This is a genomic window from Streptomyces sp. NPDC085900, from assembly GCF_044540925.1.
Lineage (GTDB): Bacteria > Actinomycetota > Actinomycetes > Streptomycetales > Streptomycetaceae > Streptomyces > Streptomyces gilvifuscus.
The window spans coordinates 156,587-183,089 of record NZ_JBITSP010000006.1 but is presented as its reverse complement, the minus strand read 5'-3'; the positions used below and the strand labels follow the sequence as shown (position 1 = coordinate 183,089).

Genomic DNA, 26,503 nt, shown 5'->3' with positions numbered 1-26,503 from the left:
GAAGCACCGTGACGCTCGTCAAGGACTCACCGCCCACTGCCCGCAAGGTCCGTTCCGTCGCCCCCGCCGCCGAGAAGCGGCGGGGCCGCCGGGAGAACCTGGCCGGCTATCTCTTCATGTCCCCGTGGATCGCGGGCTTCCTGCTCCTGACCGCGGGCCCCATGGCCGCCTCGCTCTACTTCGCGTTCACCGACTACAACCTCTTCAACACCCCGAAGTGGGTGGGTCTCGACAACTTCACCAAGATGTTCGACGACCCGCGGTGGCAGAGGTCGGTCGAGGTGACCGCCAAGTACGTCGTCATCGGCACCCCGCTGAAGCTGCTGCTCGCGCTCGGGGTCGCCCTCCTGCTCGCGCAGAGCCGCCGCGGCCAGGCCTTCTACCGGGCCGCCTTCTACGCCCCCTCGCTCATCGGTGCGAGCGTCTCGGTGGCCTTCGTCTGGCGGTCGATCTTCTCCGACAACGCCATCGTGGACCGCGCCATGTCGGCTGTCGGCATCCACGCCGGCGGCTGGGTCGGCAACCCCGACTGGATCCTGTACTGCCTGGTCGCCCTGACCGTGTGGCAGTTCGGCGCCCCCATGGTCATCTTTCTGGCCGGTCTCAAGCAGGTGCCCAGGGAGCTCTACGAGGCGGCCGAGCTGGACGGCGCGGGCGCCCTGCGCAAGTTCTGGAGCATCACGCTCCCGATGATCTCCCCGGTGCTGTTCTTCAACGTCCTGCTGGAGACCATCCACTCCTTCCAGATCTTCGGCTCGGCCTACGTCGTCTCCAACACCTACTGCGGTCCGGCCGACGCCACGCTCGTCTACACCTGCTACCTCTACCAGCAGGGCTTCAAGAACGCCCAGATGGGCTTCGCCTCAGCCATGGCCTGGATGCTGCTGCTCGCCGTCGCCCTGGTGACCGCCGTCCTGTTCTGGTCGCAGAAGAAGTGGGTGCACTACGAGGAGGACGCCCGATGAGCGCGACCACGACAGAGCCCGCGGCCACGAAACCCCTGGCCCTGGGCCGCCGCCGGACCGGCTCCCTGGCCTGGCACATCGGGGCGCTGCTGATCCTCGCGGTCATCCTGTACCCGGTCCTGTGGGTCATCGGCGCGTCGTTCAAGCCGAGCAAGGACATCATCAACGGCCTGCAGCTGTTCCCGTCCCATCCGATCCTGGCGAACTTCAAGGGCCTGGCCGACGGCATAGCCGACATCTCCATCTGGACCTTCTTCCAGAACTCCCTGTTCTACGCGGGCGGGGCCGTCGTCGGCATCCTCATCTCCTGCTCGCTCACCGCGTACGCCTTCGCCAAGATCAGGTTCGCCGGCCGGAACCTGCTGTTCTCCCTGATGATCGGCACGCTGCTGCTGCCGTACCACGTGCTGCTCATCCCGCAGTACGTGATGTTCCAGAAGCTGGAGCTCATCAACACCTATGTGCCGCTGCTGCTGGGCAAGTACCTGGCCACCGAGGCCTTCTTCGTCTTCCTGATGGTGCAGTTCATGCGCAACCTGCCGAGGGAACTGGACGAGGCGGCGCGCATCGACGGCTGCGGGCACCTGCGCATCTACTGGTCGATCGTGCTGCCGCTGTGCCGGCCCGCGCTCATCACCAGCGCCATCTTCACCTTCATCAACGCCTGGAACGACTTCATGGGCCCGCTGATCTACCTCAACGAGCCCGGCAAGTACACCGTCTCCCTCGGCATGATGATGTTCCGCGACTCCGACGGCGTCGCCGCCAACTACGGCGGCCTCATCGCGATGTCGCTGGTGGCGCTCCTGCCCGTCCTGCTGTTCTTCCTCGCCTTCCAGCGCTATCTGATCGACGGAATGGCGACCTCCGGACTGAAGGGCTGAGGCGGTCACCATGGCCCAGGCGCGCGTGAAGGCACGTAAGGAGTCCGTCCTCGCCGAGCGGTTCGCCGTGTTCGCCGAGTGCCTGCTCACCGGGGTGTGGATCGCGGTGGCCTCGCTCGGCGTGGTCACCTACCCGGCGGCGTTCGCGGCCGGCGCACGGCATCTGCGGCGCCGCACCACCCATCGGGGCGGTGGCCGGCGGGAGTTCGCGGACGACTTCCGTACGGCCCTGCGCGGCGGCTGGGCCGTGGGGCTCGGCGGATGGGTCGCGGCGGCCGTGGTCTGGGTGGACGTCCAGGCCGTACGCGCCGGGATTCCCGGCGGGCCGCTGGTCGGGGCCGTCGGCCTGTTCGCGCTGATCGGCGCCGTCGTCGCCGGGCTGCGGGCGTCGGCGGTCTGGGCACCGGGCGAGAGCTGGCGGACCCTGCTCGGAGCCGCCGGTCGCCGTACCGTCCTCGATCCCGCCGGATCCTCCCTGCTCATCGGCGGACTGGCGCTGGTCGCCCTGTCCGCCTGGTTCGTCGCGCCGCTGGCGGTCCCCGTCCTGGGGGCCGTCGCCGCGGCCGCCGTCGCCGTGGAGGAGCGGTACCGGCACCGCTGACGGGCGGTGCCCGCGCATCCGGTCGACGCCATCGGCGCCGTACCTCTCTCTGTCATGCCCCTGACCAGCTGCAAGGAACGCTCGCTTCCCGCACGGAAAGGAAAGGCTGAAGCCTCATGTCTCCCATCCCCCGCAGGTCCCTCCTCAAGGCGGCCGCCGTCGCCGGAGCCGCCGCGCAGTTCAGCTGGGCGCTGGGCGCCAAGGACGCGCAGGCCGCGCCGAGAGCCGAGGCCGCCGACGCCGATCCGGTGACCCTGGACTGGCTGGAGGACGGCGGCCTCGGCGCCGCCCCGGGCTCCACCGTCGGTGTCCCCTGGCCGAAGGGCGCGTACGAGGCCGACCAGACCTTCGCGCTCACGGACGCCGACGGCAAGGCCGTCCCCGTGCAGACCTGGCCGCTCGCGTTCTGGCCCGACGGGTCCCTCAAGTGGACCGCGCACGCCGTCAGTTCGGGCTCCGGCAAGCTCACCCTCGCCGCCGGTGACGCGGCCGTCCCCGACAAGAAGGTCACCGTCGACAAGAGCGGCGGGACGGTCGACGTCTCCACCGGCGTCATCACCGTGAAGATCGGCAAGGACGGCTCCACCCTCGTCAAGTCGGTCCGGCGCGGCTCCACCGAGATCGCAAGGAACGGCCGGCTCGTGCTCATCCGCCAGCCGGAGATCGAGGACGAGGACCAGGGCACCGTCAAGACCGAGCGCTTCGACGGCGCCATCGGAGAGGTGACGGTGGAGCAGGACGGACCGGTCCGCGCGGTCGTCCGCATCGACGGCAAGCACCGCAAGGGCAGCCGGAGTTGGCTGCCGTTCTCCATCCGCCTGTACTTCTACGCCGGTGCCCACTCCTTCCGCATGGTCCACACCATCACCTACGACGGAACGCAGGAACCCGGCAAGGCGAGCGGCGACTTCATCCGCGGGCTGGGCGTCCGCTTCTCCGTACCCATGCGGGACGAGGCCTACGACCGGCACATCCGCATCGGGGGCGAGGGCAAGGGCCTGCTGCGGGAGGCCGTCAAGGGCATCACCGGCCTGCGCCGCGACCCGGGCGCCGCCGTGCAGGCCGCCCAGTACGCGGGACAGAGACTGCCCGAGCCCTCCACCTGGGACCAGCGGGTCACCACCCGGCTGCAGTACATCCCGGAGTGGGGCGACTACACCCTCGCCCAGCTCTCCGCCGACGGTTTCACCCTGCGCAAGCGCACCAAGAAGGGGTACGGCTGGATCGGTGCCGGAGGCGGCAAGCGGGCCTCCGGCTTCGGGTACGTCGGCGGCGCGAGCGGCGGATTCTCCTTCGGCCTGCGGGACTTCTGGGAGAAGCACCCCGCCCAGCTCGACATCCGCGACGCCCACACCGACGAGGCCGAGGTCACCCTCTGGCTGTGGTCACCCGAGGCGCAGCCCATGGACCTGCGCTTCTACCACGACGGCATGGGCCAGGACACCTACGCCGAACAGCTCGAAGGCCTCAACATCACCTACGAGGACTACGAGCCCGAGTTCGGCACGCCCTACGGCATCGCCCGCACCTCGGAACTGCTGTTCTGGGCCAACGAGTCGACGCCCTCCGCCGACGCCCTCGCCCAACAGGTCGACGCCGTAAGGACCTTGCCGCAGCTCGTCGCCCCGCCCAGGCAGCTCATCAGGGCCAAGGTCTTCGGCCCCGGCCTGTACTCCGAGCCGGACCGCTCCACACCCGCCAAGGCGAAGATCGAGGACCACCTCGACTTCCTCTTCACCTACTACAAGGACCAGGTCGAGCAACGCCGTTGGTACGGCTTCTGGGACTACGGCGACATCATGCACACGTACGACACCGTGCGGCACGTGTGGCGCTACGACATCGGCGGCTACGCCTGGGACAACTCCGAGCTGTCGCCCGACCTGTGGCTCTGGTACGCGTATCTGAGAAGCGGCCGCGCGGACATCTTCCGCTTCGCCGAGGCCATGACCCGGCACACCGGTGAGGTCGACGTCTACCACCTCGGCAAGTGGGCGGGCCTGGGCACCCGGCACGGTGTGCAGCACTACGCCGACAGCGCCAAGCAGCAGCGCATCGCGAACACCACGTACCGGCGCTTCTACTACTTCCTCACCGCCGACGAGCGGGTCGGCGACCTCATGCACGCCAACGTCGACTCCGACGAGACCTTCCTCGTCCTCGACCCGCTGCGCAAGGTGCGCACCGACCCCTACACGCCCGACCGGCACGCCCTGTCCATCGGCTTCGGCACGGACTGGAGCGGGCTGGTGTCCGCCTGGCTGACCGAGTGGGAACGCAAGGGGCCCAAGTGGGAGAAGGCCAAGGCGCGCGTCCTGTCGACGATGGAGGGCATCGCCGCCCAGCCCAACGGATTCGTCCAGGGCAGCGGGCTGTACGACCTCGACACCGGCAAGTTCGCGGTCGCCTCGACGCCGGTGGTGTCGGTGTCCCACCTGTCCGCGGTCTTCGGCCTCAACGAGCTGTGCGCCGAGCTCATGCACCTCGTCGACATGCCGAAGTTCAACGACGCCTACTTCGACTACTGCCGGTACTTCAACGCCACCAAGGCGGAGCAGAAGGCCCGTTACGGCTCCGACTTCGGAACGCTCCTGCTCTTCCAGGGGCATTCGCGGCTCGACGCGTACGCCGCCGTCCAGACGGGGGACGCCGCGCTGGCGAAGCGGGCGTGGACGAAGTTCTACGGCTCCGACGGGTACATGGAGTCCTCGCCGTGGAAGACCGAGGCGGTGAGCGGCCCGATGGCGTTGGTCGCGGGCAGTGAGGCGAGTTGGGTGTCCTCGAACGACACCGCGTTGTACGGGCTCGCCGCCATCGAGAACCTGGCGTTGCTGGGAGACAAGATGCCGTAGCGCCGTCGCGGGCATGGTGGTGGGGAACTGCGGGACCGTTGTGGCCGGTCGCGCCGTTCCCCGCACCCCTGTCGGGGCGTGCTTCAGTGCATGCCTCCAAGGAAATCGCGGAGTTGGCGCGCCTGGCTCAGGCGGCGTTCGTAGGTGGCGCCCAGGGTGAGCAGGAGGAGGCCGGCCAGGGCGAAGGGGACCCAGCGGGGGAGGGCGCCGGTCAACTGGACCAGGTAGGGCGCCAGTTCGTGCAGGGCGTCCAGGACCAGGACCGAGCCGCCGAGGACGAGCGGGGCCTGGAGACGGTGACGGGCGCCGAGCAGGGTGGTCAGCAGGGCCGCCGCCGCCAGCAGGAGCGGGCGGACCCAGTGCGGGTCGGCCCAGGCCGCGACGAGGCTCGGCAGCAGCGTGCTGGCCAGGCCAGGTCCGTACGCCGTCCACGAAGAGGCCCGGGGATCGCGGCGCCTGCGCATCACGCCGACGACCAGCGCCGGAACGGTCACCGGCAGGGTGTACGCCTCCACGGTGCCGACGTCCCAGGCCGCCAAACGCACCCAGGCGGCCAGCACGAAGAGGGCGGCGGCCGCGTAGCCGACGGGACGGCGGTCCGGGCGTACGGCCGTGCCGGCGGCGAGCACCCCGCACAGGGCCAGCACCAGCGCGAGCATCGGCCGGTCCGGGACCGCGAGACCGATCGCGAGCACGGCGGCGGCGATGCCCGACGCCTCGACCGGCACGGTGGCCCGCGGATCGCCGAGGCGTGCGGCGAGCAGGGCCGCGGCCGTCGGCACCGCCAGGACCAGCAGAGCCGTGTGCTGGGCCCAGCCCGCCGCCGCGCCGATCGCGCAGGCCAGCGCGGTGGCGTGGACGAGGGCGGTCGGCGCCGTCACCGGCGTCAGCCGCGGGCGCAGGGACGCCGCGGCGAACAGCGCGGTCAGGGCGGACAGCACGGCGAGAGTGGCCGGTTGGGAGGGAAGGGCGAGGAAGACCAGGGGGACGGAGGTGCCCACGGCGAGCGCGATCCAGGGGTGCGGGCGGGAGGCGGCTGCCCAGAGGGCCCCGGCGGTCAGGAGGCCCGGCACCAACAGCGCGACCAGGTAGGGAAGTTGGAAGGCCGACGGGATCGTCATCACGGTCGCCCACGCGAGGACCGTCGCTCCGGTCAGCGCTCCTTGCCGCCAGGTCGTGTCGCGCACCAGCAGAGCGAGTACGACGGCCACGACCACGGGGGCGAGGAGCACTTGGGTCGGGAAGGCCGGCCAGGGCGTGTGGACGGTCACCGCCGCCCGCGCGTCCGAGGGAACACCGGACCAGGCCTCTCGCGCCCAGCCCAGCGGACCGAGGAGCGCGACGACGACCAGGGGCAGCGCGCACACGGCGGCGACCGCCTGCGCGACACCGGAGGCCCGCACGAAACCCCGCCGGACCGCCGTCGGCAGCGGCCCCCGCAGCGCCGCCAGCAGCGCGACACCGCAGGCCAGATACCCGGGCACGGTCCAGTCTCCGGGCAGCACCGCCCGCAGCAAGCCGCCGCCGGCCAGCACCAGAAGAAGCGCACCGAAGACCGCGTGACCGACCGCCACGCCGTCCTCGCCCGGTCCGGCGACCCGTCCGAACGGCGCCCGGACACCGGCCCGGCCGCGCCATGCGGCACCGTCGCCGACGGCAGCCTTACCGGAACCTGCTTCGGACTCGCCGGCACCCGCCCGGGCCGCGTCCCCGGTCGTCGCCCCGTCGACGTCCGCCCCGTCGACGTCAGCCCCATCGGCGGACGTCACACCCCCGGTCGCGCTCTGCGTCGCGAGTCGCCACGACGCCCCCACCGTGATCCCCGCCGCGAGGAGGAGGAGCGCCGCCGCACGGGCGGCGGCGCTCGGGCCGGCTGCGGTCCAGGAGAGCAGGCCGGCCGTCAGGGCGCCCCAGCCGCCCATGCCGTACGCGCCCACGGCGGCCGTGACACGTACGGGCGTGGGGGTCGAGGGGGTCGGGCGGAGCGCCACGACCGTGTCGAGTCCGGCCGTCACCAGCAGCGCGGCGGCGCAGCCGTACGGTCCGGTCTCGGCGGCCAGGGCCCAGAGCAGCAGCGGGAGTTGGGCGGCGGCCGCGGCCGCCGGGACCGCCAGCCGCAGGGTGGACGTGCGCGGCAGCAGACCGTACGCCACCCACAGGACCGCGAGCGTCGCCGTGGACGCGGCCGCGTAGGCCGTGCCGTCCGTTCCCGCGAACACCGTCTCGTGCAGGGCGTACGCGTCCAGCGCCGTCAGTGCCAGTCCGAGCCCGGCCACCGACTCGGCGGTCGAGCGCAGCCCGCGCCGCAGCAGCGGCACCGGCGCCGCGAGGACGCCGAGCGTGAGCACGCCGAGCACCGCGGCGCGCCCGGCGATCCCCAGGTGCCCCCAGCTGACCAGCGTGAACACCATGGCGGCGACGGTGAGCAGCACACCGCCGAGAAGGAGCAGCACGTTCTGTACGCGCGGCGCGTCCGTCTCGGGGCGGGCCGGCACGGCGTGCGGCGCCGGAGCGCCGGGCGGCTGCGGGACCGCCTGCAGGGCCGCGACCAGCCAGGCGCGGCGTGCGAGCAACTGGGCCCGGCGGTTGTCGAGCTGCCACAGCTCGGCGTCGAGGAGCCGCAACTCCTCGGCCGGGGGCGGAACATGCGTCATGCCACGAAGTGTGGTCCCGGTCACGCCGCACGACATGAGTGCCGGTACTCAGGGACTACTCAGATCCGGCACGAAAGCGCCCGGTGCGGGCAGACTCGTTCCATGGACTGGTCGCACTACCGCTTCCGCAGCCTGTGGCGGCTGACCGCACCGCCCGCCGTCGTGTACGAGGCGCTGGAGCGGGCGGAGGACTACCCCCGGTGGTGGCCGCAGATCCGCGAGGTCACCCGGCTCGACGACACCAGCGGCATCATCCGCATCCGCTCCGTCCTCCCGTACGACCTGCGGTTCGCCGCGCGCGAGACGCGCCGCGACCCCGGGGCCGGCGTCCTGGAGATCGCCATGACCGGCGACCTCGACGGCTGGGCGTGCTGGACGCTCACGGCGGACGGCACCGGCACCCTCGCCCGCTACGAACAGGTCGTCGACGTGAACAAGCCGCTGCTCAGGCGGTTCGCGATCCCGGGGCGCCCGGTGTTCAGGGCGAACCACCGGATCATGATGCGCGCCGGACGGCGCGGGCTGGCCGCCCACCTGGAAGCGGTTTGAACGAAACCCGTGGAGACCTGTATGGTTCAGTGCGTTCCCGGGCGATTAGCTCAGTGGGAGAGCGCTTCGTTCACACCGAAGAGGTCACTGGTTCGAACCCAGTATCGCCCACCGGGAGAGGCCGGTCCGCAGCAGCGGGCCGGCCTTTTTTCATGCCGCAGCCGGCAGGTCCGGGCGCAGCGGCCACGAGGTGTCCACGAGCTCGTCGGTGCCGCTGCGCGCGAACCACGCCTGCAGCCCGCGGGCCTGCGCCGCGTGCCAGGTCGCCTGCAGGGAGTGCAGCTCGGCGGGGGAGAGGCGCTCCAGCCGGGCCGCGAAACGGCGCCCGAGCGCCCGTACGACGTCCAGCGCGGCCAGCGCGTCCGCGGCCGCGTCGTGTGCGCCCTCCAGCGTCACCTCGTAGTGCGCGCACAGATCCGTCAGGGTGCGGCGGCCCTTGCGGTAGCGGTCGAGGTGCTTGTCCAGGACCCGGGGATCCAGGACCCGCAGCGCCGACGCCTGCAGCCAGCGGTCCAGCGACGAGGCGCGGTGCCGGCGCAGCTCGCGGTCCAGCAGCGTCAGGTCGAAGGGCGCGTTCATCACGACCAACGGCCGGTTCATCGCCGCCTGTTCGGCCAGCACCTCCGCTATCTCGTACATCACCGGCGCCGGCCAGCGGCCGTTGCGCTGCAGGTGTTCGTCCGTCAGACCGTGCACCTGCGTCGCCGCCTCGGGCACCGGTACACCCGGGTTGACCAGCCAACGGGTCACCCGGGGCCGGCTGCCCGGCGCGTCCTGGACGACGACGGCGGCCGACACGATCCGGTCGGTCTCCACGTCGACGCCCGTCGTCTCCGTGTCGAAGGCCGCGAGGGGCCCCTCGTACCAGCACGTCATGCCTACCCAACTCCTCGATCACGCCTGGCAGCTGACGTCCCGTCTTCTGCCCGTTTGGTGATACCCGGGCTGTTTGCGCACTACGCCGGAAGGACACAACAGGAGTACGGGTCTTTGCAGTTCAGCGGCCCGCAGCGGGGAAACACTTGGCTTGGAAGGCTGTTTGGTCATGGCGATAGCGCAGCCCGAGCGGGGCGGGCTGCTGCCCGAACGCACGGGCCCCCTTCGCGGCACACTCGCCACCACCGCCTGCATGGAGACACTGCAGGTGGGATATCTGCACGCCGTCGCCGCGGCGGCCGGCTGCTCGCTGTCGCAGCCGTTTCCGGACAACGGCATCGACTGGCACGTCAGTCACGGCTCGCCCGGGCACACCGTCGACGACGAGGTGACCATCAAGGTGCAGCTGAAGTGCACCTACCAGGTCCCACCGAACCCGCCGGGCCGCTTCTTCTCCTTCACGCTCGACAACGACCATCTGCGCAAGCTCGCGCGCACCCCGGTCTCGGTGCACAAGATCCTCGTCGTGATGCTCGTCCCCAGGACCCAGGACGACTGGCTCAGGGCCAGCCACGACCGCCTCGACCTGCGGCACTGCTGCTACTGGGTCAACCTCGCCGGCCACCCGGTCACCGGCCGCACCCGTACCACCGTCCGCATTCCGACCTCACGCATCTTCGACGACCGAGCGCTGTGCGAGATCATGACGCGGGTCGGGACGGGAGGCAGACCATGACGCACCGCCCCCTGGAGGAGCCGACCCGACCGGTGCGGCCGCACCCCGTGGACCTCGCCTGGCAGCGTCCGCCCGAGCCCGGCGAGGTCGACCCCGCCGTGCTCGGCGCCCTGCTGCACCGGCACGGCTGGCAGCGCCGCGGCGGCGCCGCCGGTCGCTACGGCCGCTGGACCCCGCCCGGGCCCGGCGGCAGCGGCACGAGCCTCCTGGTGCCCGAGAGCCGCGCCTTTCCCGACAGCGACGACCTGCTCGGTGAGGCGCTCGACGCCCTCACCCGCAGCGGCACCCTCTCCGCCCGGGAGGTCCTGGTCGGCCTCGCCGTGCCCAGCGACGAGGTCCGCTGGTGGCGCGACGTCCCCGCCGGCCCCGCCGACGCCGCGCCCTGGACGGTCGAGGAACAGCTGCGTTCCGCCGCCCGCCAGATGCTGCTCGCCGCCGCCCTCGCCACACGCGCGCGTGCCGGCTACTACGGCGCCCGGCACCGCCGTGCCGCCGCCGCCCTGCTGGAGAGCGTCCTCGTCGGCCCCGCGGCCGGCGGCGGCCGGCTGACCGCCTTCGTGCCCGTCGGCACCGGCCGACCCCTCGCCGTGCGCCTCCAGCAGGCCCTGTACGCGGCCCGGGAGGCCATCGACTACCGACGGGCCACCGGCGGCATGGACGCCTTCGACGGGGCCGTGGAGGCGGGCGTCAGCCGCGAGCTCACCGAGGCGCTGATCGCCCTCGTGCGCGGCACCGAGGGCGCTCGCATCGCCGTCGAGTGGGCGCCCGCCGCAGGGGTGCCCGAGGACTGCGTGGCGGGCGTCGAGCCCGTGGAGTTCTCACCGGGCGACCTGTCCGTGCTGCGCGAGGCCGGCGCCCGCTTCCTGCGCGACGAGCCGTCCGTGCCCGTCCATGTCACCGGAGCCGTGATACGGATGCGCAGGTCGGGGCCGCGCGGCGAGGGCAGCGTACGGCTGCGGGTGCTCGCCGGCGCCGACATACCGCACGTCCGCGTCACCCTGGACGAGGAGGACTACCGCATCGCCGGGCACGCCCACCTCGTGGGATTGCCGGTGCGGGTGCGCGGGCGGCTGGAGAGCCGGGGCGGCTTCCGGCGGCTGACCGGCGCCGAGGGCGTCGTACCGGTCCAGGTGGACGACGCGGAGCGGGACCGGCTGATGAAGTCGCTGCACGAGAACCTCGACTTCTTCGAGGAGGCGTGCGGCGGCGAGGAGTGCGACTGAGCACCCTGCGCCGGTGACCGTTTCGCGGTCGGTGGGTCCGGGTCGGTACGATCCCCTATTGCGCGCGCTCCTGGTATGGCGCCGCACCCACCTTCAGTCAGGAGAGACCGGTGTCAGACGTCCGTGTGATCATCCAACGCGATTCCGAGCGGGAAGAGCGCGTGGTGACGACGGGCACTACGGCCGCCGAGCTCTTCGCCGGCGAGCGCTCGATCATCGCCGCACGCGTGGCCGGGGAGCTGAAGGACCTCGCGTACGAGGTCCGGGACGGCGAGACCGTCGAGGGCGTCGAGATCTCCTCCGAGGACGGCCTGAACATCCTGCGCCACTCCACCGCGCACGTCATGGCGCAGGCCGTGCAGGAGCTCTTCCCCGAGGCCAAGCTGGGCATCGGCCCGCCCGTCAAGGACGGCTTCTACTACGACTTCGACGTCGAGAAGCCGTTCACGCCCGAGGATCTCAAGGCCATCGAGAAGAAGATGCAGGAGATCCAGAAGCGCGGGCAGCGCTTCTCGCGCCGTGTGGTGACCGACGAGGCGGCCCGCGAGGAGCTGGCGAACGAGCCGTACAAGCTCGAACTCATCGGCCTCAAGGGCTCCGCCGCCGGCGGCGACGACGGCGCGGACGTCGAGGTCGGCGCCGGCGAGCTGACGATCTACGACAACCTGGACGCCAAGACGGGCGAGCTGTGCTGGAAGGACCTCTGCCGCGGTCCGCACCTGCCCTCCACCCGCCTCATCCCGGCGTTCAAGCTGATGCGCAACGCGGCCGCCTACTGGCGCGGCAGCGAGAAGAACCCCATGCTCCAGCGCATCTACGGCACCGCCTGGCCGTCCAAGGACGAGCTGAAGGGCTACCTCGACTTCCTCACCGAGGCCGAGAAGCGCGACCACCGCAAGCTGGGCAGCGAACTCGACCTGTTCTCCATCCCGGAGCAGATCGGCTCCGGCCTCGCCGTCTTCCACCCCAAGGGCGGCATCATCCGCCGCGTGATGGAGGACTACTCGCGCCGCAGGCACGAGGAGGAGGGCTACGAGTTCGTCTACACCCCGCACGCCACCAAGGGGAAGCTCTTCGAGACGTCCGGGCACCTGGACTGGTACGCCGACGGCATGTACCCGCCCATGCAGCTCGACGAGGGCGTGGACTACTACCTCAAGCCCATGAACTGCCCGATGCACAACCTGATCTTCGACGCGCGCGGCCGCTCGTACCGTGAACTGCCGCTGCGCCTCTTCGAGTTCGGGACCGTGTACCGGTACGAGAAGTCGGGCGTCGTGCACGGCCTGACCCGCGCGCGTGGCTTCACCCAGGACGACGCGCACATCTACTGCACCCGCGAGCAGATGTCGGAGGAGCTCGACAAGACGCTCACCTTCGTCCTCGGCCTGCTGCGCGACTACGGCCTGACCGACTTCTACCTGGAGCTGTCGACCAAGGACCCGGAGAAGTTCGTCGGCTCCGACGAGGCCTGGGAGGAGGCCACGGAGACCCTCCGCCAGGTCGCCGAGAAGCAGGGCCTGCCCCTCGTGCCCGACCCGGGCGGCGCCGCCTTCTACGGTCCGAAGATCTCCGTCCAGACCAAGGACGCCATCGGCCGCACCTGGCAGATGTCGACGATCCAGCTCGACTTCAACCTCCCCGAGCGCTTCGACCTGGAGTACACGGGCCCGGACGGTTCCAAGCAGCGCCCGGTCATGATCCACCGCGCCCTGTTCGGTTCGATCGAGCGGTTCTTCGCGGTGCTCCTGGAGCACTACGCGGGCGCCTTCCCGGCCTGGCTGGCCCCGGTGCAGGCGGTCGGCATCCCGATCGGCGACGGGCACGTGGACTACCTGCAGAAGTTCGCCGCCGAGGCGAAGAAGAAGGGCCTGCGCGTCGAGGTCGACTCCTCCTCCGACCGCATGCAGAAGAAGATCCGCAACGCCCAGAAGCAGAAGGTGCCCTTCATGGTCATCGCGGGCGACGAGGACATGTCCAACAACTCGGTGTCCTTCCGCTACCGCGACGGCTCGCAGGAGAACGGCATCCCGTTCGACGAGGCCATCGCGAAGATCATGAAGGTCGTGGAGGAGCGGACGCAGGTCTGACCGTCCGCCTGACTCGGAGGCCCCCGGGGAGCTCAGCTCCCCGGGGGCCTCTGGTCGTCCTCCCTGGCGAACACCTGCAGCAGCCAGGAGGCGAACGTGCCGGTCACCGCACCCAGCAGGGCCAGGCCGACGGCCATCATGCCGACCGCGATCAGCCGGCCCATCGGTGTCACCGGGGTGATGTCGCCGTAGCCGACGGTGCTGAGGGTGGCGCAGGCCCACCAGACCGCGTCTCCGAACGACTTCATGGACGCGTCCGGCGCCCCGCGCTCCTGCTGGTAGACGGCGAGAGCGCCGGCGAAGCCGAGCAGTACGGTGGAGAGCCCCGAGTAGGCGATCACGCGCGCGTGCAGCGCCAGCCGGGGTTTTCCGTGCCGGCGCTGGACGGCCTCGTAGACCTTGACGACCCGCAGCGGGCGCAGCAGCGGCAGGATCACCACCACCGCGTCGAGCGGATGTTTGCGGATGTAGCCGAGGCCCTGCCCGCTCAGGTGCCACATCACCGCGTAATTGATCACGAACAGTGCCCAGGAGGCCAGCAGCACGGCGAGGGCCACCTCTTGCAGGAGGTCGGTCAGACCGGGCGCCAGGACGCGGGCCGCGTAGCAGGCGAGGAAGGCCAGCGAGGCTACGGCGAGCGGCAGCTCGGTGCGCTGCTCCCAGCGCGCTCTGCGAGTGTCATCGTCCACGAGCCCAGCTTGGCGCGGCAGGCTTATCGCACAACCCCGCCGACACGCCGCGAACGGGCGAAGCCATATGCTGCACTGCATGACGAGTGAGCCGGAGCAGCAGTGGGGAGTGGGCACCCAGGACGCCTTCCAGCGTCTGTGGACGCCCCATCGGATGGCCTACATCCAGGGCGAGAACAAGCCGACCGGCCCCGGCGCCGACGACGGCTGTCCCTTCTGCTCGATCCCGGCCAAGTCCGACGAGGACGGGCTGATCGTCAGGCGCGGCGAGCAGGTCTACGCCGTCCTCAACCTCTACCCCTACAACGGCGGCCACCTCATGGTCGTGCCGTACCGTCACGTCGCCGACTACACGGACCTCACGGACGCCGAGACGATCGAGCTGGCCACCCTCACCAAGCAGGCGATGACGGCCCTGCGCACGGCCTCGGGCGCCCACGGCTTCAACATCGGCATGAACCAGGGCACGGTCGCGGGCGCCGGCATCGCGGCCCACCTCCACCAGCACATCGTGCCCCGCTGGGGCGGCGACACGAACTTCATGCCGGTGGTGGGCCACACCCGCGTCCTGCCCCAGCTCCTGGCGGACACCAGGAAGATGCTGGCAGACGCGTGGCCGACGGCCTGATCACAGCCACTCCGGCACTGTCCAGCCCGTCCGGCGTTCGAGGACGAGGCCGAAGGCCGAATGGGGGCCGGGGGCACAGCCCCCGGACCCGCACCCCCACTCACCCGCACCGAGATCCGGTCGAACCGCCGGAGGCTCACGCGTCGTAGACGTCGGCCTTCCGAGGCGTCGGATCCTGCACCTGCGTGCTCAGGAACGCCGACCTCGTGCCGAACTTCTCCGTGTCCACGCCGTTCTCCTGCAACACCCGTATCGCCGCCGAGTGCACCACCCGCAGCACCGGCGTGGCCGCGCGCAGCGCGTCGTCGGCCATGAAGCGGTGCCGCCACGGCTGGTCGGCCCACGCGTGCCGCAGGCCGAACGGCTCGGGCAGGGCTATCGTGCCGCCGAGCCAGTTCAGCAGCGGCGGGTACCAGGAGAACGGGGCGCGCACGGTCAGCCGTACGACCTCGTCGGTGTTGACCAGCGGAAGCGCCACCTTGCGGGTCTCCCACGGCTTGAACGACTTCTGGACCTCCTTGGACGGCGCCTCGGGCTTGCTGGTGAACAGGCCGTTGACGGGGCCCAGCGCATGGCCGGTGACCTCGATGCGCAGGGTCTGGTGCAGCACGGTCACCGTGATCATCATGGTGATGACCAGCTGGCCGTCCCACAGCGTCCACTGCACGCCCAGATAGTGCCGGTCGCCCGCGCCGAACTGCTGCTTGTTGCAGATGTCCTGTATGGCGTGCGACTTGACCTGGAAGGCGTCCACGTCCGTGCCCTCGGGCCGCGAGACGGCCTTCGCGCCCTCCGCGATCGGCGTGACGATCCAGTGCCGTACCGACGGGGTCGGGAAACCGCCGGTGTTGATGGTGTTCCGCTCCAGCATGCGCAGGTCGTCGTGGATCGCCCTGATCACGTCCCAGCTGCGGAAGGGGTGGATCTCGCGGCTGGGGTCCGCCGGCACCAGGTCCTCGGCGAGCTGCCAGCTGCCCCAGCGCGTGCCCATGCCGAGGATGCCCTTGGGCCCGGCGTAGAACACGGAGTTGGACTGCTGCTCGGCGGCGAGCTTGGCCAGTGACTGGCGCAGCGCGTCCGCCTTCGTCTCACCGGGGCTGGTGGGCACCGCCTCGGGCACCTTGGCGCCGATGCTGCTGCCGGCGAGCAGGCTGTCCCAGCGCCCGCGCAGGTCCTGCGCCGTGCGCTCGCAGATCTGCTTGGCCCAGAACCAGCCGACGACGGGCATCACGACGCACGCGCGCGCGTACCAGGCCCAGAACCCGCTGAACGGCATACGGATCAGGAAGATCACCGCGAGGGCGCCTACGGCCACCAGGAGCGTCGTGCCCATCGCGCCGGCCCGCCGGTCCGCGCTGCGGGCGACGGCCATGCGGATCTGGAAGACCAGGAGCCACACGAGCAGGCCGGGCAGGAACAGCACCCCGCACAGCACCATCACGATGGACAGCATCTGGTCGCGGGCCTTGCGGATGTTGTTCGCCGCGAGGGCGTGCTCCACGGCGACCTGCGGCTCGGAGCCGAAGGACTGGATGAGCGGCTTCCGGCCCGGGGCCAGCATGCGGTCGACGATCGCCCGGGAGAAGGCCTCGCCCAGGTTGGGCCGGAATATCCCCGCCCAGGGGCGCGGCGGCTTGACCTCGGTCTGGTGCCACTCGTTGTCGGCCTTCTTGATGTCCAGCACCGGGTTGTCCCGGTAGGCCGCGGAGGCCAGCGCGAACGTCGCCGTCTGGCTCTCGTCACCCGTACGCGGCACCTGCGGACCGAAGATGTCCCCGTAGCCGCTCTCAACGGTCATTCCCGCCCCCGATCGCCGCCCGACACCGCCCTCTGCGGCTCTTCCCGACTTCCTTGCTCCGCACACCTGTTGATCAGGTCATCGCGCAGATACGTTGATTCGACCACGAGTTGATTCGACGACGAGTCGATCCGACGAACGCTCCCGCGGAAACTTGATCAGCTTGTCATCAGCGTATCCGCAGCCACCGACAATCGTCGGCGGACGGCCGAAGCCGCCCGCCGACGCGGAGGGGAGCCTTCCGCGAAAGCCGTCCACGCGCCCCCGCACGCCACTTGCGGAGCACCCGGTGCCAACTACGAGGCCTGCCGCGCCTCTTCACGAATCCTTTCCGCGATCTGCGGCGGCATCGGCTCGTGCCGCGCGTAGGAACGGTTGAAGCGCGCGGTGCCGTGCGAGAGGGAGCGCAGGTCCACGGAGTACCGCCCGATCTCGATCTCCGGCACCTCGGCCCGTACGACGGTGCGGCCGCCGCTGGTCTGCTCCGTGCCCAGCACCCGGCCCCGCCGCCCGGACAGGTCGCTCATCACGGCGCCCACGTAGTCGTCGCCGACCAGCACGCTCACCTCGGCGACCGGCTCTAGCAGGTGGATCTTCACGTCGGCCGCGGCCTCCCGCAGCGCCAGCGCGCCCGCCGTCTGGAAGGCGGCGTCCGAGGAGTCCACGGAGTGCGCCTTGCCGTCGAGCAGCGTCACCCGGACGTCGATCAGCGGATAGCCGGCCGCGACCCCCTTGGCCGCCTGGGCCCGCACGCCCTTCTCGACCGACGGGATGAACTGCCGCGGCACCGCGCCGCCGACCACCTTGTCCACGAACTCGATGCCCGAGCCGCCGGGCAGCGGCTCCACCTCGATCTCGCAGATGGCGTACTGCCCGTGTCCGCCGGACTGCTTCACATGCCGGCCGCGCCCGCCCGACTTGGTCGCGAACGTCTCCCGCAGGGACACCCGGTGCGGTACGACGTCGACCTGGACGCCGTAGCGGCTGCGCAGCCTCTCCAGCGCCACGTCCGCGTGTGCCTCGCCCAGGCACCACAGGACCACCTGGTGGGTGTCCTGGTTCTGTTCGAGCCGCATCGTCGGGTCCTCGGCGACCAGCCGGGACAGGCCCTGCGAGAGCTTGTCCTCGTCCGCCTTGCTGTGCGCCTCGATGGCCAGCGGCAGCAGCGGGTCGGGCATCTCCCACGGCTCCATCAGGAGCGGGTCGTCCTTGGCCGAGAGCGTGTCGCCGGTCTCGGCGCGGCCCAGCTTGGCCACGCACACCAGGTCGCCCGCGATGGCGTGCGTCACGGGCCGCTGCTGCTTGCCGAACGGCGTCGACAGCGCGCCGATGCGCTCGTCGACGTCGTGGTCCTCGTGCCCGCGGTCGGACAGTCCGTGCCCGGAGACGTGCACCGTCTGGTCGGGGCGCAGGGTGCCCGAGAAGACGCGGACCAGGGAGACCCGGCCGACGTAGGGGTCGGAGGCCGTCTTGACGACCTCGGCGACCAGCGGGCCCTCGGTGTCGCAGGCCTTGATCTCGCGCGGCTTGCCGTCGATGGTCGTGACCCCGGGGGTGGGGTGCTCGAACGGCGTCGGGAAGCCGCCCGTGACCAGTTCCAGCAGCTCGACCGTGCCGAGCCCCTGCTTGGCGCCCTCGCCCGCCGGGGCGGCGGCCAGGACGGGGAAGAACACCCCGCGCGCCACGGCCCGCTCCAGGTCCTCGATGAGCGTCTTGACGTCGATCTGCTCGCCGCCCAGGTAGCGGTCCATGAGGGTCTCGTCCTCGCTCTCCGAGATGATTCCCTCGATCAGCCGGTTGCGGGCCTCCTCGATCTGCGGCAGCTGGTCCTCGCCCGGCTCCGACTCCTTGCGCTCGCCGGTCGAGTAGTCGAACAGCTTCTGCGAGAGCAGCCCGACCAGGCCGGTCACGGGCGCGTGCCCGTCGGGGCCCTGGGGGCCGTGCAGCGGCGTGTAGAGCGGGAGCACGGCGTCGGGGTCGTCGCCGCCGAAGGCCTCGGCGCAGATGCGCGTCATCTCCTCGAAGTCCGCCCGGGCTGCCTCCAGGTGGGTGACGACGATCGCCCGGGGCATGCCGACGGCCGCGCACTCCTCCCACACCATGCGCGTCGAACCGTCCACGCCGTCGGAGGCGGAGACGACGAAAAGGGCCGCGTCCGCCGCTCGCAGACCGGCCCTGAGTTCACCGACGAAGTCGGCGTATCCGGGGGTGTCCAGAAGGTTGATCTTGATGCCGTCCCATTCGACGGGCACCAGGGAGAGCTGCACCGAACGGTTCTGCCGGTGCTCGATCTCGTCGTAGTCGGAGACGGTGCCGCCGTCCTCCACGCGGCCCGCCCGGTTCACCGCCCCCGCCGTCAGCGCGAGGGCCTCCACCAACGTCGTCTTGCCCGATCCGGAGTGGCCGACCAGCACCACATTCCGTACGGACGCGGGGTGGTCGGCCGCTGTTGCCCTGCCGGCGGCTCCGGGGTGTGCGTTCGCCTTGTCGCCCATGATCCTGCCTCCCGTGCACGGTGAGGTCACTGTGGGCGCGGGCGTACGGGGCCGCGTGCGGTGACGGCTCCGGTGACGCCCGCGGTTCTTCGAGCTTTCCACTCCCGTCACGGTGCGTCCATACGGAGGACGTGATCGTGCCCGTAGGTCCCTCCCGGCGACGGCCACTGGTCCCGTCCGACAGTGCCCGGCGGTCGCACACACGCGCGCGTGGCTACGATGGGCCAGCCGGTGGCCACAGGGGCCGAGCCGGTCACACCGACCGTCGGGAAGGCCATGCTGAACAAGTACGCGCGTGCATTCTTCACGCGTGTCCTCACACCGTTCGCCGCGTTTCTCATCCGCCGGGGCGTCAGCCCCGACACGGTCACGCTGCTGGGCACCGCGGGCGTGGTCGCCGGTGCCCTGGTCTTCTACCCCATGGGCGAGTTCTTCTGGGGCACCGTCGTCATCACGCTGTTCGTCTTCTCCGACCTGGTCGACGGCAACATGGCCCGCCAGCTCGGACGCACCAGCCGCTGGGGCGCGTTCCTCGACTCGACCCTCGACCGCGTCGCCGACGGCGCGATCTTCGGCGGATTCGCCCTCTGGTACGCGGGCGACGGCAACGACAACGTCCTGTGCGCCGTCTCCATCTTCTGCCTGGCCAGCGGGCAGGTGGTGTCGTACACCAAGGCCCGGGGCGAGTCGATCGGCCTGCCGGTCGCCGTCAACGGCCTCGTCGAGCGGGCCGAGCGCCTGGTCATCTCGCTCGTCGCGGCCGGTCTGGCCGGGCTGCACAAGTTCGGCGTGCCGGGGATCCAGTACCTGCTGCCCGTCGCCCTGTGGATCGTCGCCGTCGGCAGCCTCGTGACCCTCGTCCAGCGCGTCGTCACGGTCCGCCGCGAATCGGCCGAGGCCGAGGCGGCGGCCGCCGCCCAGGAGAGCGAGAATGCCTCTCAGGGGAGTGAGGCGGCGAAGTGAGTGTCCGGGATCAGCTGACCGACGGGCTGTACGGCCTGGGCTGGAGCACGGTCAAGAAGCTTCCGGAGCCGGCCGCGGTACGGCTCGGCCGGAGCATCGCCGACCTCGCCTGGAAGCGGCGCGGCAAGGGCGTGCAGCGCCTGGAGGCCAACTACGCGCGCGTGCTGCCCGACGCGAGCCCAGAGCGCCTCGCCGAGCTCTCGCGCGCGGGGATGCGCTCCTACCTGCGCTACTGGATGGAGTCCTTCCGGCTGCCCACGTGGAGCACCGAACGCGTCAGGACGGGCTTCGACCCCAAGGACCTGCACCACCTCACCGACGGGATCGCCTCCGGCAAGGGCGTCGTCATCGCGTTGCCCCACATGGCCAACTGGGACCTGGCCGGCGCCTGGGTCACCACCGCGCTCGAGACGCCGTTCACCACGGTCGCCGAACGCCTCAAGCCCGAGAGCCTCTACGACCGTTTCGTCGCCTACCGCGAGGGCCTGGGCATGGAGGTCCTCCCGCACAGCGGAGGCACCGCCTTCGGCACCCTGGCCCGCAGGCTGCGCGACGGCGGCCTGGTCTGCCTGGTCGCCGAGCGCGACCTGTCCTCCTCCGGCGTCGAGGTCCAGTTCTTCGGCGAGGCCACCCGGATGCCGGCCGGCCCGGCCCTCCTGGCCCAGCAGACCGGCGCGGTCCTGCTGCCGGTCACGCTCTGGTACGACGACTCGCCCGTCATGCAGGGGCGCGTGCACCCCCCGATCGAAGTGCCGGAGACAGGCAACCGGGCCGAGAAGGCGTCTGTCATGACACAGGCGATGGCCGACGCCTTCGCCACCGGGATCGCCGACCATCCGGAGGACTGGCACATGCTGCAACGCTTGTGGCTCAAGGACCTCGACCCCGCGCGTGATCCCGCCAAGGGGGCCTCGTGAGGATCGGCATCGTCTGCCCGTACTCCTGGGACGTACCGGGCGGCGTCCAGTTCCACATCCGTGACCTCGCCGAGTACTTCATCCGGCTCGGTCACGAGGTGTCCGTCCTGGCGCCCGCCGACGACGACACCCCGCTGCCGCCGTACGTCGTCTCGGCGGGCCGCGCGGTCCCGGTGCCGTACAACGGCTCGGTGGCCCGCCTGAACTTCGGTTTCCTCTCGGCGGCCCGGGTGCGCCGCTGGCTGCACGACGGCCACTTCGACGTCGTGCACATCCACGAGCCGACCTCGCCGTCGCTGGGCCTGCTGACCTGCTGGGCGGCGTCGGGCCCGATCGTGGCGACCTTCCACACCTCCAACCCGCGCTCCAAGGCGATGATCGCCGCGTACTCGATCCTGCAGGCGGCCCTGGAGAAGATCAGCGCGCGGATCGCGGTGAGCGAGTACGCCCGCCGCACCCTGGTCGAGCACCTCGGCGGCGACGCGGTGGTCATCCCGAACGGCGTGGACGTCGACTTCTTCGCCAAGGCCGAGCCCAACCCCGAGTGGCAGGGCGACACGATCGGCTTCATCGGCCGCATCGACGAGCCGCGCAAGGGCCTGCCGGTGCTGATGGGGGCCCTGCCGAAGATCCTCGCGGCCCGGCCGCAGACGCGGCTGCTGGTCGCGGGCCGGGGCGACGAGGAGGAGGCGGTCGAGTCGCTGCCCGTCGAACTGCGCTCCCGCGTCGAGTTCCTGGGCATGATCAGCGACGAGGACAAGGCCCGCTTCCTGCGCAGCGTCGACCTCTACGTCGCGCCCAACACCGGCGGCGAGAGCTTCGGCATCATCCTCGTCGAGGCGATGTCGGCGGGAGCGCCGGTCCTCGCCTCGGACCTGGACGCCTTCGCGCAGGTGCTGGACCAGGGAGCGGCCGGCGAACTGTTCGCCAACGAGGACTCCGACGCACTGGCGGAGGCGGCGGTGCGGCTGCTCGGGGACCCCGGGCGCCGGGCCGAGCTGCGCGAGCGGGGCAGCGCGCACGTACGGCGCTTCGACTGGTCGACGGTCGGGGCGGACATCCTGTCGGTGTACGAGACGGTGACGGACGGGACGTCGGCGGTCGCGGCGGCGGAGGACGTGCGGTCGCCGGGGCTGCGGGCGAGGTTCGGGCTGGCGCGGGACTGACGCCCCGTCCGGGCGCCGTGACGTGCCCGGTAACGTGAGCGCCCGTGACCGCAACCCTGATCTGGATCCTCGTCGCCCTCGTCGCGATCGGCCTGTACCTGAGCTGGACCGCGGGCCGCCTGGACCGGCTGCACGCCCGGATCGACGCCGCCCGCGCCGCCCTCGACGCCCAGCTGCTGCGCAGGGCCTCGGTGGCCCAGGAGCTGGCCACCTCGGGCGTCCTCGACCCGGCCGCTTCGATCGTCCTGTACGAGGCCGCGCACGCGGCCCGGCAGGCCGAGGAGGAGCAGCGGGAGGTCGCCGAGAGCGAGCTGAGCCAGGCGCTGCGGGCGGTGTTCGCCGAGCAGGCCCAGGTCGAGGTGGTGCGCGAGGCGCCCGGCGGGGAGGCGGCCACCCACGAGCTCACCGAGGCCGTACGCCGGGTGCCGATGGCGCGACGCTTCCACAACGACGCGGTCGGCGCGGCCCGGCGGCTGCGCGAGCACCGCAAGGTCCGCTGGTTCCGGCTGGCCGGTCACGCCCCCGTCCCGCTGTCCTTCGAGATGGACGACGAACCACCGGCCGGCCTGGCGGACCGGGCGGCCTGAGACGCCGGCCCGGCGGCGTACGGGTCCGGTGCCGGGCGGTCCGGTGTCGGGCGCTCCGGCGACGCGCGGTCCGCTGTCGCGGCGGACCGGCGGCAAAACGATCCACCGGGTTGTCATTGGCCCTTGCCGTGGACTGGTGCCCTCACGTTTCCTCGGGGATTGCAGAAACCCTCTTTCCCTTCAGTGAGGTCACCCGTGTCCAGCACGCTCTCCGAAAACCAGGCCCCCGAGACCGGCACCGCGCGCGTGAAGCGCGGCATGGCCGAGCAGCTCAAGGGTGGCGTGATCATGGACGTCGTCACGCCGGAGCAGGCGAAGATCGCCGAGGACGCGGGCGCCGTCGCCGTCATGGCCCTGGAGCGGGTCCCGGCCGACATCCGCAAGGACGGCGGCGTGGCCCGCATGTCCGACCCGGACATGATCGAGGGCATCATCGAGGCCGTCTCCATCCCGGTCATGGCCAAGTCCCGCATCGGCCACTTCGTCGAGGCCCAGGTCCTGCAGTCCCTCGGCGTCGACTACATCGACGAGTCCGAGGTCCTCACCCCGGCCGACGAGGTCAACCACTCCGACAAGTGGGCCTTCACCACCCCCTTCGTCTGCGGCGCCACCAACCTCGGCGAGGCCCTGCGCCGCATCGCCGAGGGCGCGGCCATGATCCGCTCCAAGGGCGAGGCCGGCACCGGCAACGTCGTCGAGGCCGTCCGCCACCTGCGCCAGATCAAGAACGAGATCGCCCGCCTGCGCGGCTACGACAACCACGAGCTGTACGCCGCCGCCAAGGAGCTGCGCGCCCCGTACGAGCTGGTCAAGGAGGTCGCCGAGCTCGGCAAGCTCCCCGTGGTGCTGTTCTCCGCCGGTGGCGTGGCCACCCCGGCCGACGCCGCCCTGATGCGCCAGCTCGGCGCCGAGGGCGTCTTCGTCGGCTCCGGCATCTTCAAGTCCGGCGACCCGGCCAAGCGCGCCGCCGCCATCGTCAAGGCCACCACCTTCTACGACGACCCGAAGATCATCGCGGACGCGTCCCGCAACCTCGGCGAGGCCATGGTCGGCATCAACTGCGACACCCTGCCCGAGGCCGAGCGCTACGCCAACCGCGGCTGGTAAGGCACCGGATCACATGAACACCCCCGTCATAGGCGTCCTGGCCCTCCAGGGCGACGTACGGGAGCACCTCATCGCCCTGGCCGCGGCCGACGCCGTGGCCAGGCCGGTCAGGCGCCCCGAAGAGCTCGCCGAGGTGGACGGCCTCGTCATCCCCGGCGGCGAGTCCACCACCATCTCCAAGCTCGCCGTCCTCTTCGGCGTGATGGAGCCCCTCCGCGCGCGCGTGCGGGCCGGCATGCCCGTCTACGGCACGTGCGCCGGCATGATCATGCTCGCCGACAAGATCCTCGACCCGCGCTCGGGCCAGGAGACCTTCGGCGGCATCGACATGATCGTGCGCCGCAACGCCTTCGGCCGCCAGAACGAGTCCTTCGAAGCGGCGGTCGACGTCAAGGGCGTCGAGGGCGATCCTGTAGAAGGCGTGTTCATCCGCGCCCCCTGGGTCGAGTCCGTCGGCGCCGAGACCGAGGTGCTCGCCGAGCACGAGGGCCACATCGTCGCGGTCCGCCAGGGCAACGCGCTCGCCACGTCGTTCCACCCGGAACTGACCGGCGACCACCGCGTGCACTCCCTGTTCGTCGACATGGTGCACGCGAACCGGGCGACGGAGTCCTAGTAGGATTCCTGGCGTTCGTTGCAGAGATGGGTTACGCGAAGGAGACAGGCAGATGTCCGGCCACTCTAAATGGGCCACGACGAAGCACAAGAAGGCCGTGATCGACGCCAAGCGCGGCAAGCTCTTCGCGAAGCTGATCAAGAACATCGAGGTCGCGGCGCGCATGGGCGGCGTGGACCTCGACGGCAACCCGACGCTGTACGACGCCGTCCAGAAGGCCAAGAAGTCGTCGGTCCCGAACAAGAACATCGACTCCGCGATCAAGCGCGGCGGTGGTCTCGAGGCCGGCGGCGCAGACTACGAGACGATCATGTACGAGGGCTACGGCCCGAACGGCGTCGCGGTGCTCATCGAGTGCCTCACCGACAACCGCAACCGCGCCGCCTCCGACGTGCGCGTCGCCATGACCCGCAACGGCGGCTCCATGGCCGACCCCGGCTCGGTGTCGTACCTGTTCAACCGCAAGGGCGTCGTCATCGTCCCCAAGGGCGAGCTGACCGAGGACGACGTCCTCGCCGCCGTCCTGGACGCGGGTGCCGAGGAGGTCAACGACCTGGGCGAGTCCTTCGAGGTGCTCAGCGAGGCCACCGACCTGGTCGCGGTCCGCACCGCCCTGCAGGACGCCGGGATCGACTACGACTCCGCCGAGGCCAACTTCGTCCCGACCATGCAGGTCGAGCTGGACGAGGAGGGCGCCAAGAAGATCTTCAAGCTGATCGACGCGCTCGAGGACAGCGACGACGTGCAGAACGTCTTCGCCAACTTCGACGTCAGCGACGAGGTCATGGAGAAGGTCGACGCGTAACGCTGCCGCGAACCGAGCGGTGTCGGCGGGCCGATGGGACACGTCCCACCGGCCCGCCGCTGTTGTCAGTGGCAGCGGATAGCCTTGCGGCAGTCAGTGATCACCGCAGAGAGGGGAGGGGCGCGGTGCGCGTACTCGGCGTGGACCCCGGGCTGACCCGATGCGGAGTCGGCGTCGTCGAGGGGGTGGCGGGCAGGCCCCTCACCATGGTCGGCGTGGGTGTCGTACGGACGCCCGCGGACGCCGAACTGGGGCACCGTCTCGTCGCGATCGAGCAGGGCATCGAGGCCTGGCTGGACGAACACCGGCCCGAATTCGTCGCCGTGGAGCGGGTGTTCAGCCAGCACAACGTACGGACCGTGATGGGCACCGCCCAGGCCAGCGCCGTCGCCATGCTCTGCGCCGCCCGCCGCGGCATCCCCGTCGCCCTGCACACCCCCAGCGAGGTCAAGGCGGCCGTCACCGGCAGCGGACGCGCCGACAAGGCCCAGGTCGGCGCCATGGTCACCCGCCTCCTACGACTCGACGCGCCCCCCAAGCCCGCCGACGCCGCGGACGCCCTCGCGCTCGCCATCTGCCACATCTGGCGCACCCCCGCGCAGAACCGACTCCAGCAGGCAGTGGCCCTGCACGCAGCCCAGGCGGCCAAGGCGGCCCAGGCATCATCGAAAGGCCGTATCGCATGATCGCGTTCGTCAGCGGCCCGGTCGCCGCCCTCGCACCCGACTCCGCGGTGGTCGAGGTGGGCGGGATCGGCATCGCCGTCCAGTGCACGCCCAACACCCTCTCCGGGCTGCGCATGGGCCAGCAGACCAAACTCGCCACCTCCCTCGTCGTACGGGAGGACTCCCTCACCTTGTACGGCTTCGTGGACGACGACGAACGCCAGGTCTTCGAGCTGCTGCAGACGGCGAGCGGGGTCGGCCCCCGGCTCGCCCAGGCGATGCTGGCCGTGCACAGCCCGGACGCCCTGCGCCGCGCCATCGCCACCAGTGACGAGAAGGCCCTGACCGCCGTCCCCGGCATCGGCAAGAAGGGCGCCCAGAAGCTGCTGCTGGAACTCAAGGACCGGCTCGGCGAACCGGTCGGCGCCCCCGCGATCGGCGCCCCCGTCACCCAGGGCTGGCGCGACCAGCTGCACGCCGCCCTCATCGGCCTCGGATACGCCACCCGCGAGGCCGACGAGGCCGTGACCGCCGTGGCACCGCAGGCCGAGGCGGCCGAGGGCACCCCGCAGGTCGGCCAGCTGCTGAAGGCGGCCCTGCAGACCCTCAACCGCGCCCGCTGACCACCCCGAACCCG

23 protein-coding genes and 1 tRNA gene are annotated in these 26,503 nt (G+C 71.2%); 19 read left to right on the top strand and 5 right to left on the bottom strand.

Annotation, left to right across the window (positions count from 1 at the left end; genetic code table 11):
* Positions 1-8 precede the first annotated feature (8 nt).
* From ACIGDI_RS22335 to ACIGDI_RS22320, 4 genes are all read left to right on the top strand, one after another.
* Complete coding sequence (locus ACIGDI_RS22335) at positions 9-965, top strand: carbohydrate ABC transporter permease (RefSeq protein WP_399899263.1); 957 nt, start codon at positions 9-11, stop codon at positions 963-965.
* Positions 962-1,849 (top strand): carbohydrate ABC transporter permease, encoded by an 888-nt coding sequence (locus ACIGDI_RS22330; RefSeq protein ID WP_399899260.1) that lies wholly within the window; start codon positions 962-964, stop codon positions 1,847-1,849. The genes ACIGDI_RS22335 and ACIGDI_RS22330 overlap by 4 nt, the downstream gene beginning before the upstream one ends.
* A 10-nt stretch (positions 1,850-1,859) precedes the next feature.
* Complete coding sequence (locus ACIGDI_RS22325; protein ID WP_399899257.1) at positions 1,860-2,450, top strand: hypothetical protein; 591 nt, start codon at positions 1,860-1,862, stop codon at positions 2,448-2,450.
* A gap of 116 nt (positions 2,451-2,566) precedes the next feature.
* Complete coding sequence (locus tag ACIGDI_RS22320) at positions 2,567-5,302, top strand: Tat pathway signal sequence domain protein (protein ID WP_399899254.1); 2,736 nt, start codon at positions 2,567-2,569, stop codon at positions 5,300-5,302.
* An 83-nt stretch (positions 5,303-5,385) separates the two neighbouring features.
* Here the strand turns inward: ACIGDI_RS22320 and ACIGDI_RS22315 are convergent, their stop codons facing one another.
* On the bottom strand, positions 5,386-7,992 hold the full coding sequence (locus ACIGDI_RS22315) for an SCO7613 C-terminal domain-containing membrane protein (protein ID WP_399899251.1): 2,607 nt from the start codon (positions 7,990-7,992) through the stop codon (positions 5,386-5,388).
* 66 nt (positions 7,993-8,058) lie between these two features.
* Between ACIGDI_RS22315 and ACIGDI_RS22310 the strand changes: the two genes are divergently transcribed.
* Both ACIGDI_RS22310 and ACIGDI_RS22305 read left to right on the top strand, forming a co-directional pair.
* A complete protein-coding gene (locus ACIGDI_RS22310; protein ID WP_399899249.1) occupies positions 8,059-8,505 on the top strand; it encodes an SRPBCC family protein in 447 nt (148 codons plus the stop codon).
* A 39-nt stretch (positions 8,506-8,544) separates the two neighbouring features.
* Positions 8,545-8,616, top strand: a tRNA-Val gene (locus tag ACIGDI_RS22305).
* Between the two features lie 39 nt (positions 8,617-8,655).
* Here ACIGDI_RS22305 and ACIGDI_RS22300 read toward each other — a convergent pair.
* Entirely contained in the window at positions 8,656-9,381 is a 726-nt protein-coding gene (locus ACIGDI_RS22300; RefSeq protein WP_399899246.1) for a 3'-5' exonuclease, read from the bottom strand.
* A 169-nt stretch (positions 9,382-9,550) separates the two neighbouring features.
* Between ACIGDI_RS22300 and ACIGDI_RS22295 the strand changes: the two genes are divergently transcribed.
* The 3 genes from ACIGDI_RS22295 to thrS all read left to right on the top strand — a co-directional run bounded on the left by ACIGDI_RS22295 (position 9,551) and on the right by thrS (position 13,430).
* Positions 9,551-10,117 carry a DUF4365 domain-containing protein gene (locus ACIGDI_RS22295; protein WP_058926466.1) on the top strand — a complete coding sequence of 189 codons (567 nt, stop codon included), beginning with the start codon at positions 9,551-9,553 and terminating at the stop codon, positions 10,115-10,117.
* Positions 10,114-11,340, top strand: coding sequence for a hypothetical protein (locus tag ACIGDI_RS22290; protein WP_399899243.1), 1,227 nt, complete (start codon positions 10,114-10,116; stop codon positions 11,338-11,340). Before ACIGDI_RS22295 ends, ACIGDI_RS22290 begins: the two co-directional genes overlap by 4 nt.
* A gap of 110 nt (positions 11,341-11,450) precedes the next feature.
* The gene (thrS, locus tag ACIGDI_RS22285; protein WP_399899240.1) at positions 11,451-13,430 is read left to right on the top strand and encodes a threonine--tRNA ligase; all 1,980 of its coding nucleotides are present in this window, start codon (positions 11,451-11,453) and stop codon (positions 13,428-13,430) included.
* 32 nt (positions 13,431-13,462) lie between these two features.
* Here thrS and ACIGDI_RS22280 read toward each other — a convergent pair whose 3' ends face one another.
* Positions 13,463-14,119 (bottom strand): potassium channel family protein, encoded by a 657-nt coding sequence (locus tag ACIGDI_RS22280; protein ID WP_399899237.1) that lies wholly within the window; start codon positions 14,117-14,119, stop codon positions 13,463-13,465.
* Positions 14,120-14,186: 67 nt separating this feature from the next.
* Here ACIGDI_RS22280 and ACIGDI_RS22275 point away from each other — a divergent pair, with 67 nt between their 5' ends.
* A complete protein-coding gene (locus ACIGDI_RS22275; RefSeq protein WP_399899234.1) occupies positions 14,187-14,747 on the top strand; it encodes an HIT family protein in 561 nt (186 codons plus the stop codon).
* A gap of 136 nt (positions 14,748-14,883) precedes the next feature.
* Here ACIGDI_RS22275 and ACIGDI_RS22270 read toward each other — a convergent pair whose 3' ends face one another.
* Positions 14,884-16,545 carry a hypothetical protein gene (locus ACIGDI_RS22270; protein ID WP_399899231.1) on the bottom strand — a complete coding sequence of 554 codons (1,662 nt, stop codon included), beginning with the start codon at positions 16,543-16,545 and terminating at the stop codon, positions 14,884-14,886.
* Between the two features lie 296 nt (positions 16,546-16,841).
* Positions 16,842-19,040 (bottom strand): elongation factor G-like protein EF-G2, encoded by a 2,199-nt coding sequence (locus ACIGDI_RS22265; protein WP_399899228.1) that lies wholly within the window; start codon positions 19,038-19,040, stop codon positions 16,842-16,844.
* A 219-nt stretch (positions 19,041-19,259) separates the two neighbouring features.
* On the opposite strand from ACIGDI_RS22265, the gene pgsA reads away from it, so the two are divergent.
* The 9 genes from pgsA to ruvA all read left to right on the top strand — a co-directional run bounded on the left by pgsA (position 19,260) and on the right by ruvA (position 26,489).
* Positions 19,260-20,003 carry a phosphatidylinositol phosphate synthase gene (gene pgsA / locus ACIGDI_RS22260; protein WP_200699058.1) on the top strand — a complete coding sequence of 248 codons (744 nt, stop codon included), beginning with the start codon at positions 19,260-19,262 and terminating at the stop codon, positions 20,001-20,003.
* Entirely contained in the window at positions 20,000-20,920 is a 921-nt protein-coding gene (locus tag ACIGDI_RS22255; RefSeq protein WP_399899225.1) for a phosphatidylinositol mannoside acyltransferase, read from the top strand. Before pgsA ends, ACIGDI_RS22255 begins: the two co-directional genes overlap by 4 nt.
* Positions 20,917-22,086 carry a glycosyltransferase family 4 protein gene (locus tag ACIGDI_RS22250; protein ID WP_399899222.1) on the top strand — a complete coding sequence of 390 codons (1,170 nt, stop codon included), beginning with the start codon at positions 20,917-20,919 and terminating at the stop codon, positions 22,084-22,086. The genes ACIGDI_RS22255 and ACIGDI_RS22250 overlap by 4 nt, the downstream gene beginning before the upstream one ends.
* Before the next feature lie 44 nt (positions 22,087-22,130).
* Positions 22,131-22,673, top strand: a complete 543-nt coding sequence (locus tag ACIGDI_RS22245) for a hypothetical protein (protein WP_399899220.1) — start codon at positions 22,131-22,133, stop codon at positions 22,671-22,673.
* Positions 22,674-22,868: 195 nt separating this feature from the next.
* Positions 22,869-23,780: a pyridoxal 5'-phosphate synthase lyase subunit PdxS gene (gene pdxS, locus ACIGDI_RS22240; RefSeq protein ID WP_058926477.1), complete on the top strand. Its 912-nt coding sequence runs from the start codon at positions 22,869-22,871 to the stop codon at positions 23,778-23,780.
* A gap of 13 nt (positions 23,781-23,793) precedes the next feature.
* Positions 23,794-24,396 (top strand): pyridoxal 5'-phosphate synthase glutaminase subunit PdxT, encoded by a 603-nt coding sequence (pdxT, locus tag ACIGDI_RS22235; protein ID WP_142150515.1) that lies wholly within the window; start codon positions 23,794-23,796, stop codon positions 24,394-24,396.
* A 52-nt stretch (positions 24,397-24,448) separates the two neighbouring features.
* A complete protein-coding gene (locus ACIGDI_RS22230) occupies positions 24,449-25,201 on the top strand; it encodes a YebC/PmpR family DNA-binding transcriptional regulator (protein ID WP_058926479.1) in 753 nt (250 codons plus the stop codon).
* Between the two features lie 125 nt (positions 25,202-25,326).
* Positions 25,327-25,887 carry a crossover junction endodeoxyribonuclease RuvC gene (gene ruvC, locus ACIGDI_RS22225; RefSeq protein ID WP_399899215.1) on the top strand — a complete coding sequence of 187 codons (561 nt, stop codon included), beginning with the start codon at positions 25,327-25,329 and terminating at the stop codon, positions 25,885-25,887.
* Entirely contained in the window at positions 25,884-26,489 is a 606-nt protein-coding gene (gene ruvA / locus ACIGDI_RS22220; protein WP_200699028.1) for a Holliday junction branch migration protein RuvA, read from the top strand. The genes ruvC and ruvA overlap by 4 nt, the downstream gene beginning before the upstream one ends.
* The last annotated feature ends 14 nt before the right edge of the window (positions 26,490-26,503 follow it).

What these genes read in the sequence shown, in the direction of transcription:
- ACIGDI_RS22330 (WP_399899260.1), top strand. Translation starts at nt 962, where the DNA reads ATGAGCGCGACCACGACAGAGCCCGCGGCCACGAAACCCCTGGCCCTG.
- ACIGDI_RS22325 (WP_399899257.1), top strand. Translation starts at nt 1,860, where the DNA reads ATGGCCCAGGCGCGCGTGAAGGCACGTAAGGAGTCCGTCCTCGCCGAG.
- ACIGDI_RS22320 (WP_399899254.1), top strand. Translation starts at nt 2,567, where the DNA reads ATGTCTCCCATCCCCCGCAGGTCCCTCCTCAAGGCGGCCGCCGTCGCC.
- ACIGDI_RS22315 (WP_399899251.1), bottom strand. Translation starts at nt 7,992, where the DNA reads ATGTCGTGCGGCGTGACCGGGACCACACTTCGTGGCATGACGCATGTT.
- ACIGDI_RS22310 (WP_399899249.1), top strand. Translation starts at nt 8,059, where the DNA reads ATGGACTGGTCGCACTACCGCTTCCGCAGCCTGTGGCGGCTGACCGCA.
- ACIGDI_RS22300 (WP_399899246.1), bottom strand. Translation starts at nt 9,381, where the DNA reads ATGACGTGCTGGTACGAGGGGCCCCTCGCGGCCTTCGACACGGAGACG.
- ACIGDI_RS22295 (WP_058926466.1), top strand. Translation starts at nt 9,551, where the DNA reads ATGGCGATAGCGCAGCCCGAGCGGGGCGGGCTGCTGCCCGAACGCACG.
- ACIGDI_RS22290 (WP_399899243.1), top strand. Translation starts at nt 10,114, where the DNA reads ATGACGCACCGCCCCCTGGAGGAGCCGACCCGACCGGTGCGGCCGCAC.
- ACIGDI_RS22275 (WP_399899234.1), top strand. Translation starts at nt 14,187, where the DNA reads ATGCTGCACTGCATGACGAGTGAGCCGGAGCAGCAGTGGGGAGTGGGC.
- ACIGDI_RS22270 (WP_399899231.1), bottom strand. Translation starts at nt 16,545, where the DNA reads ATGACCGTTGAGAGCGGCTACGGGGACATCTTCGGTCCGCAGGTGCCG.
- ACIGDI_RS22265 (WP_399899228.1), bottom strand. Translation starts at nt 19,040, where the DNA reads ATGGGCGACAAGGCGAACGCACACCCCGGAGCCGCCGGCAGGGCAACA.
- pgsA (WP_200699058.1), top strand. Translation starts at nt 19,260, where the DNA reads ATGGGCCAGCCGGTGGCCACAGGGGCCGAGCCGGTCACACCGACCGTC.
- pdxT (WP_142150515.1), top strand. Translation starts at nt 23,794, where the DNA reads ATGAACACCCCCGTCATAGGCGTCCTGGCCCTCCAGGGCGACGTACGG.
- ACIGDI_RS22230 (WP_058926479.1), top strand. Translation starts at nt 24,449, where the DNA reads ATGTCCGGCCACTCTAAATGGGCCACGACGAAGCACAAGAAGGCCGTG.
- ruvA (WP_200699028.1), top strand. Translation starts at nt 25,884, where the DNA reads ATGATCGCGTTCGTCAGCGGCCCGGTCGCCGCCCTCGCACCCGACTCC.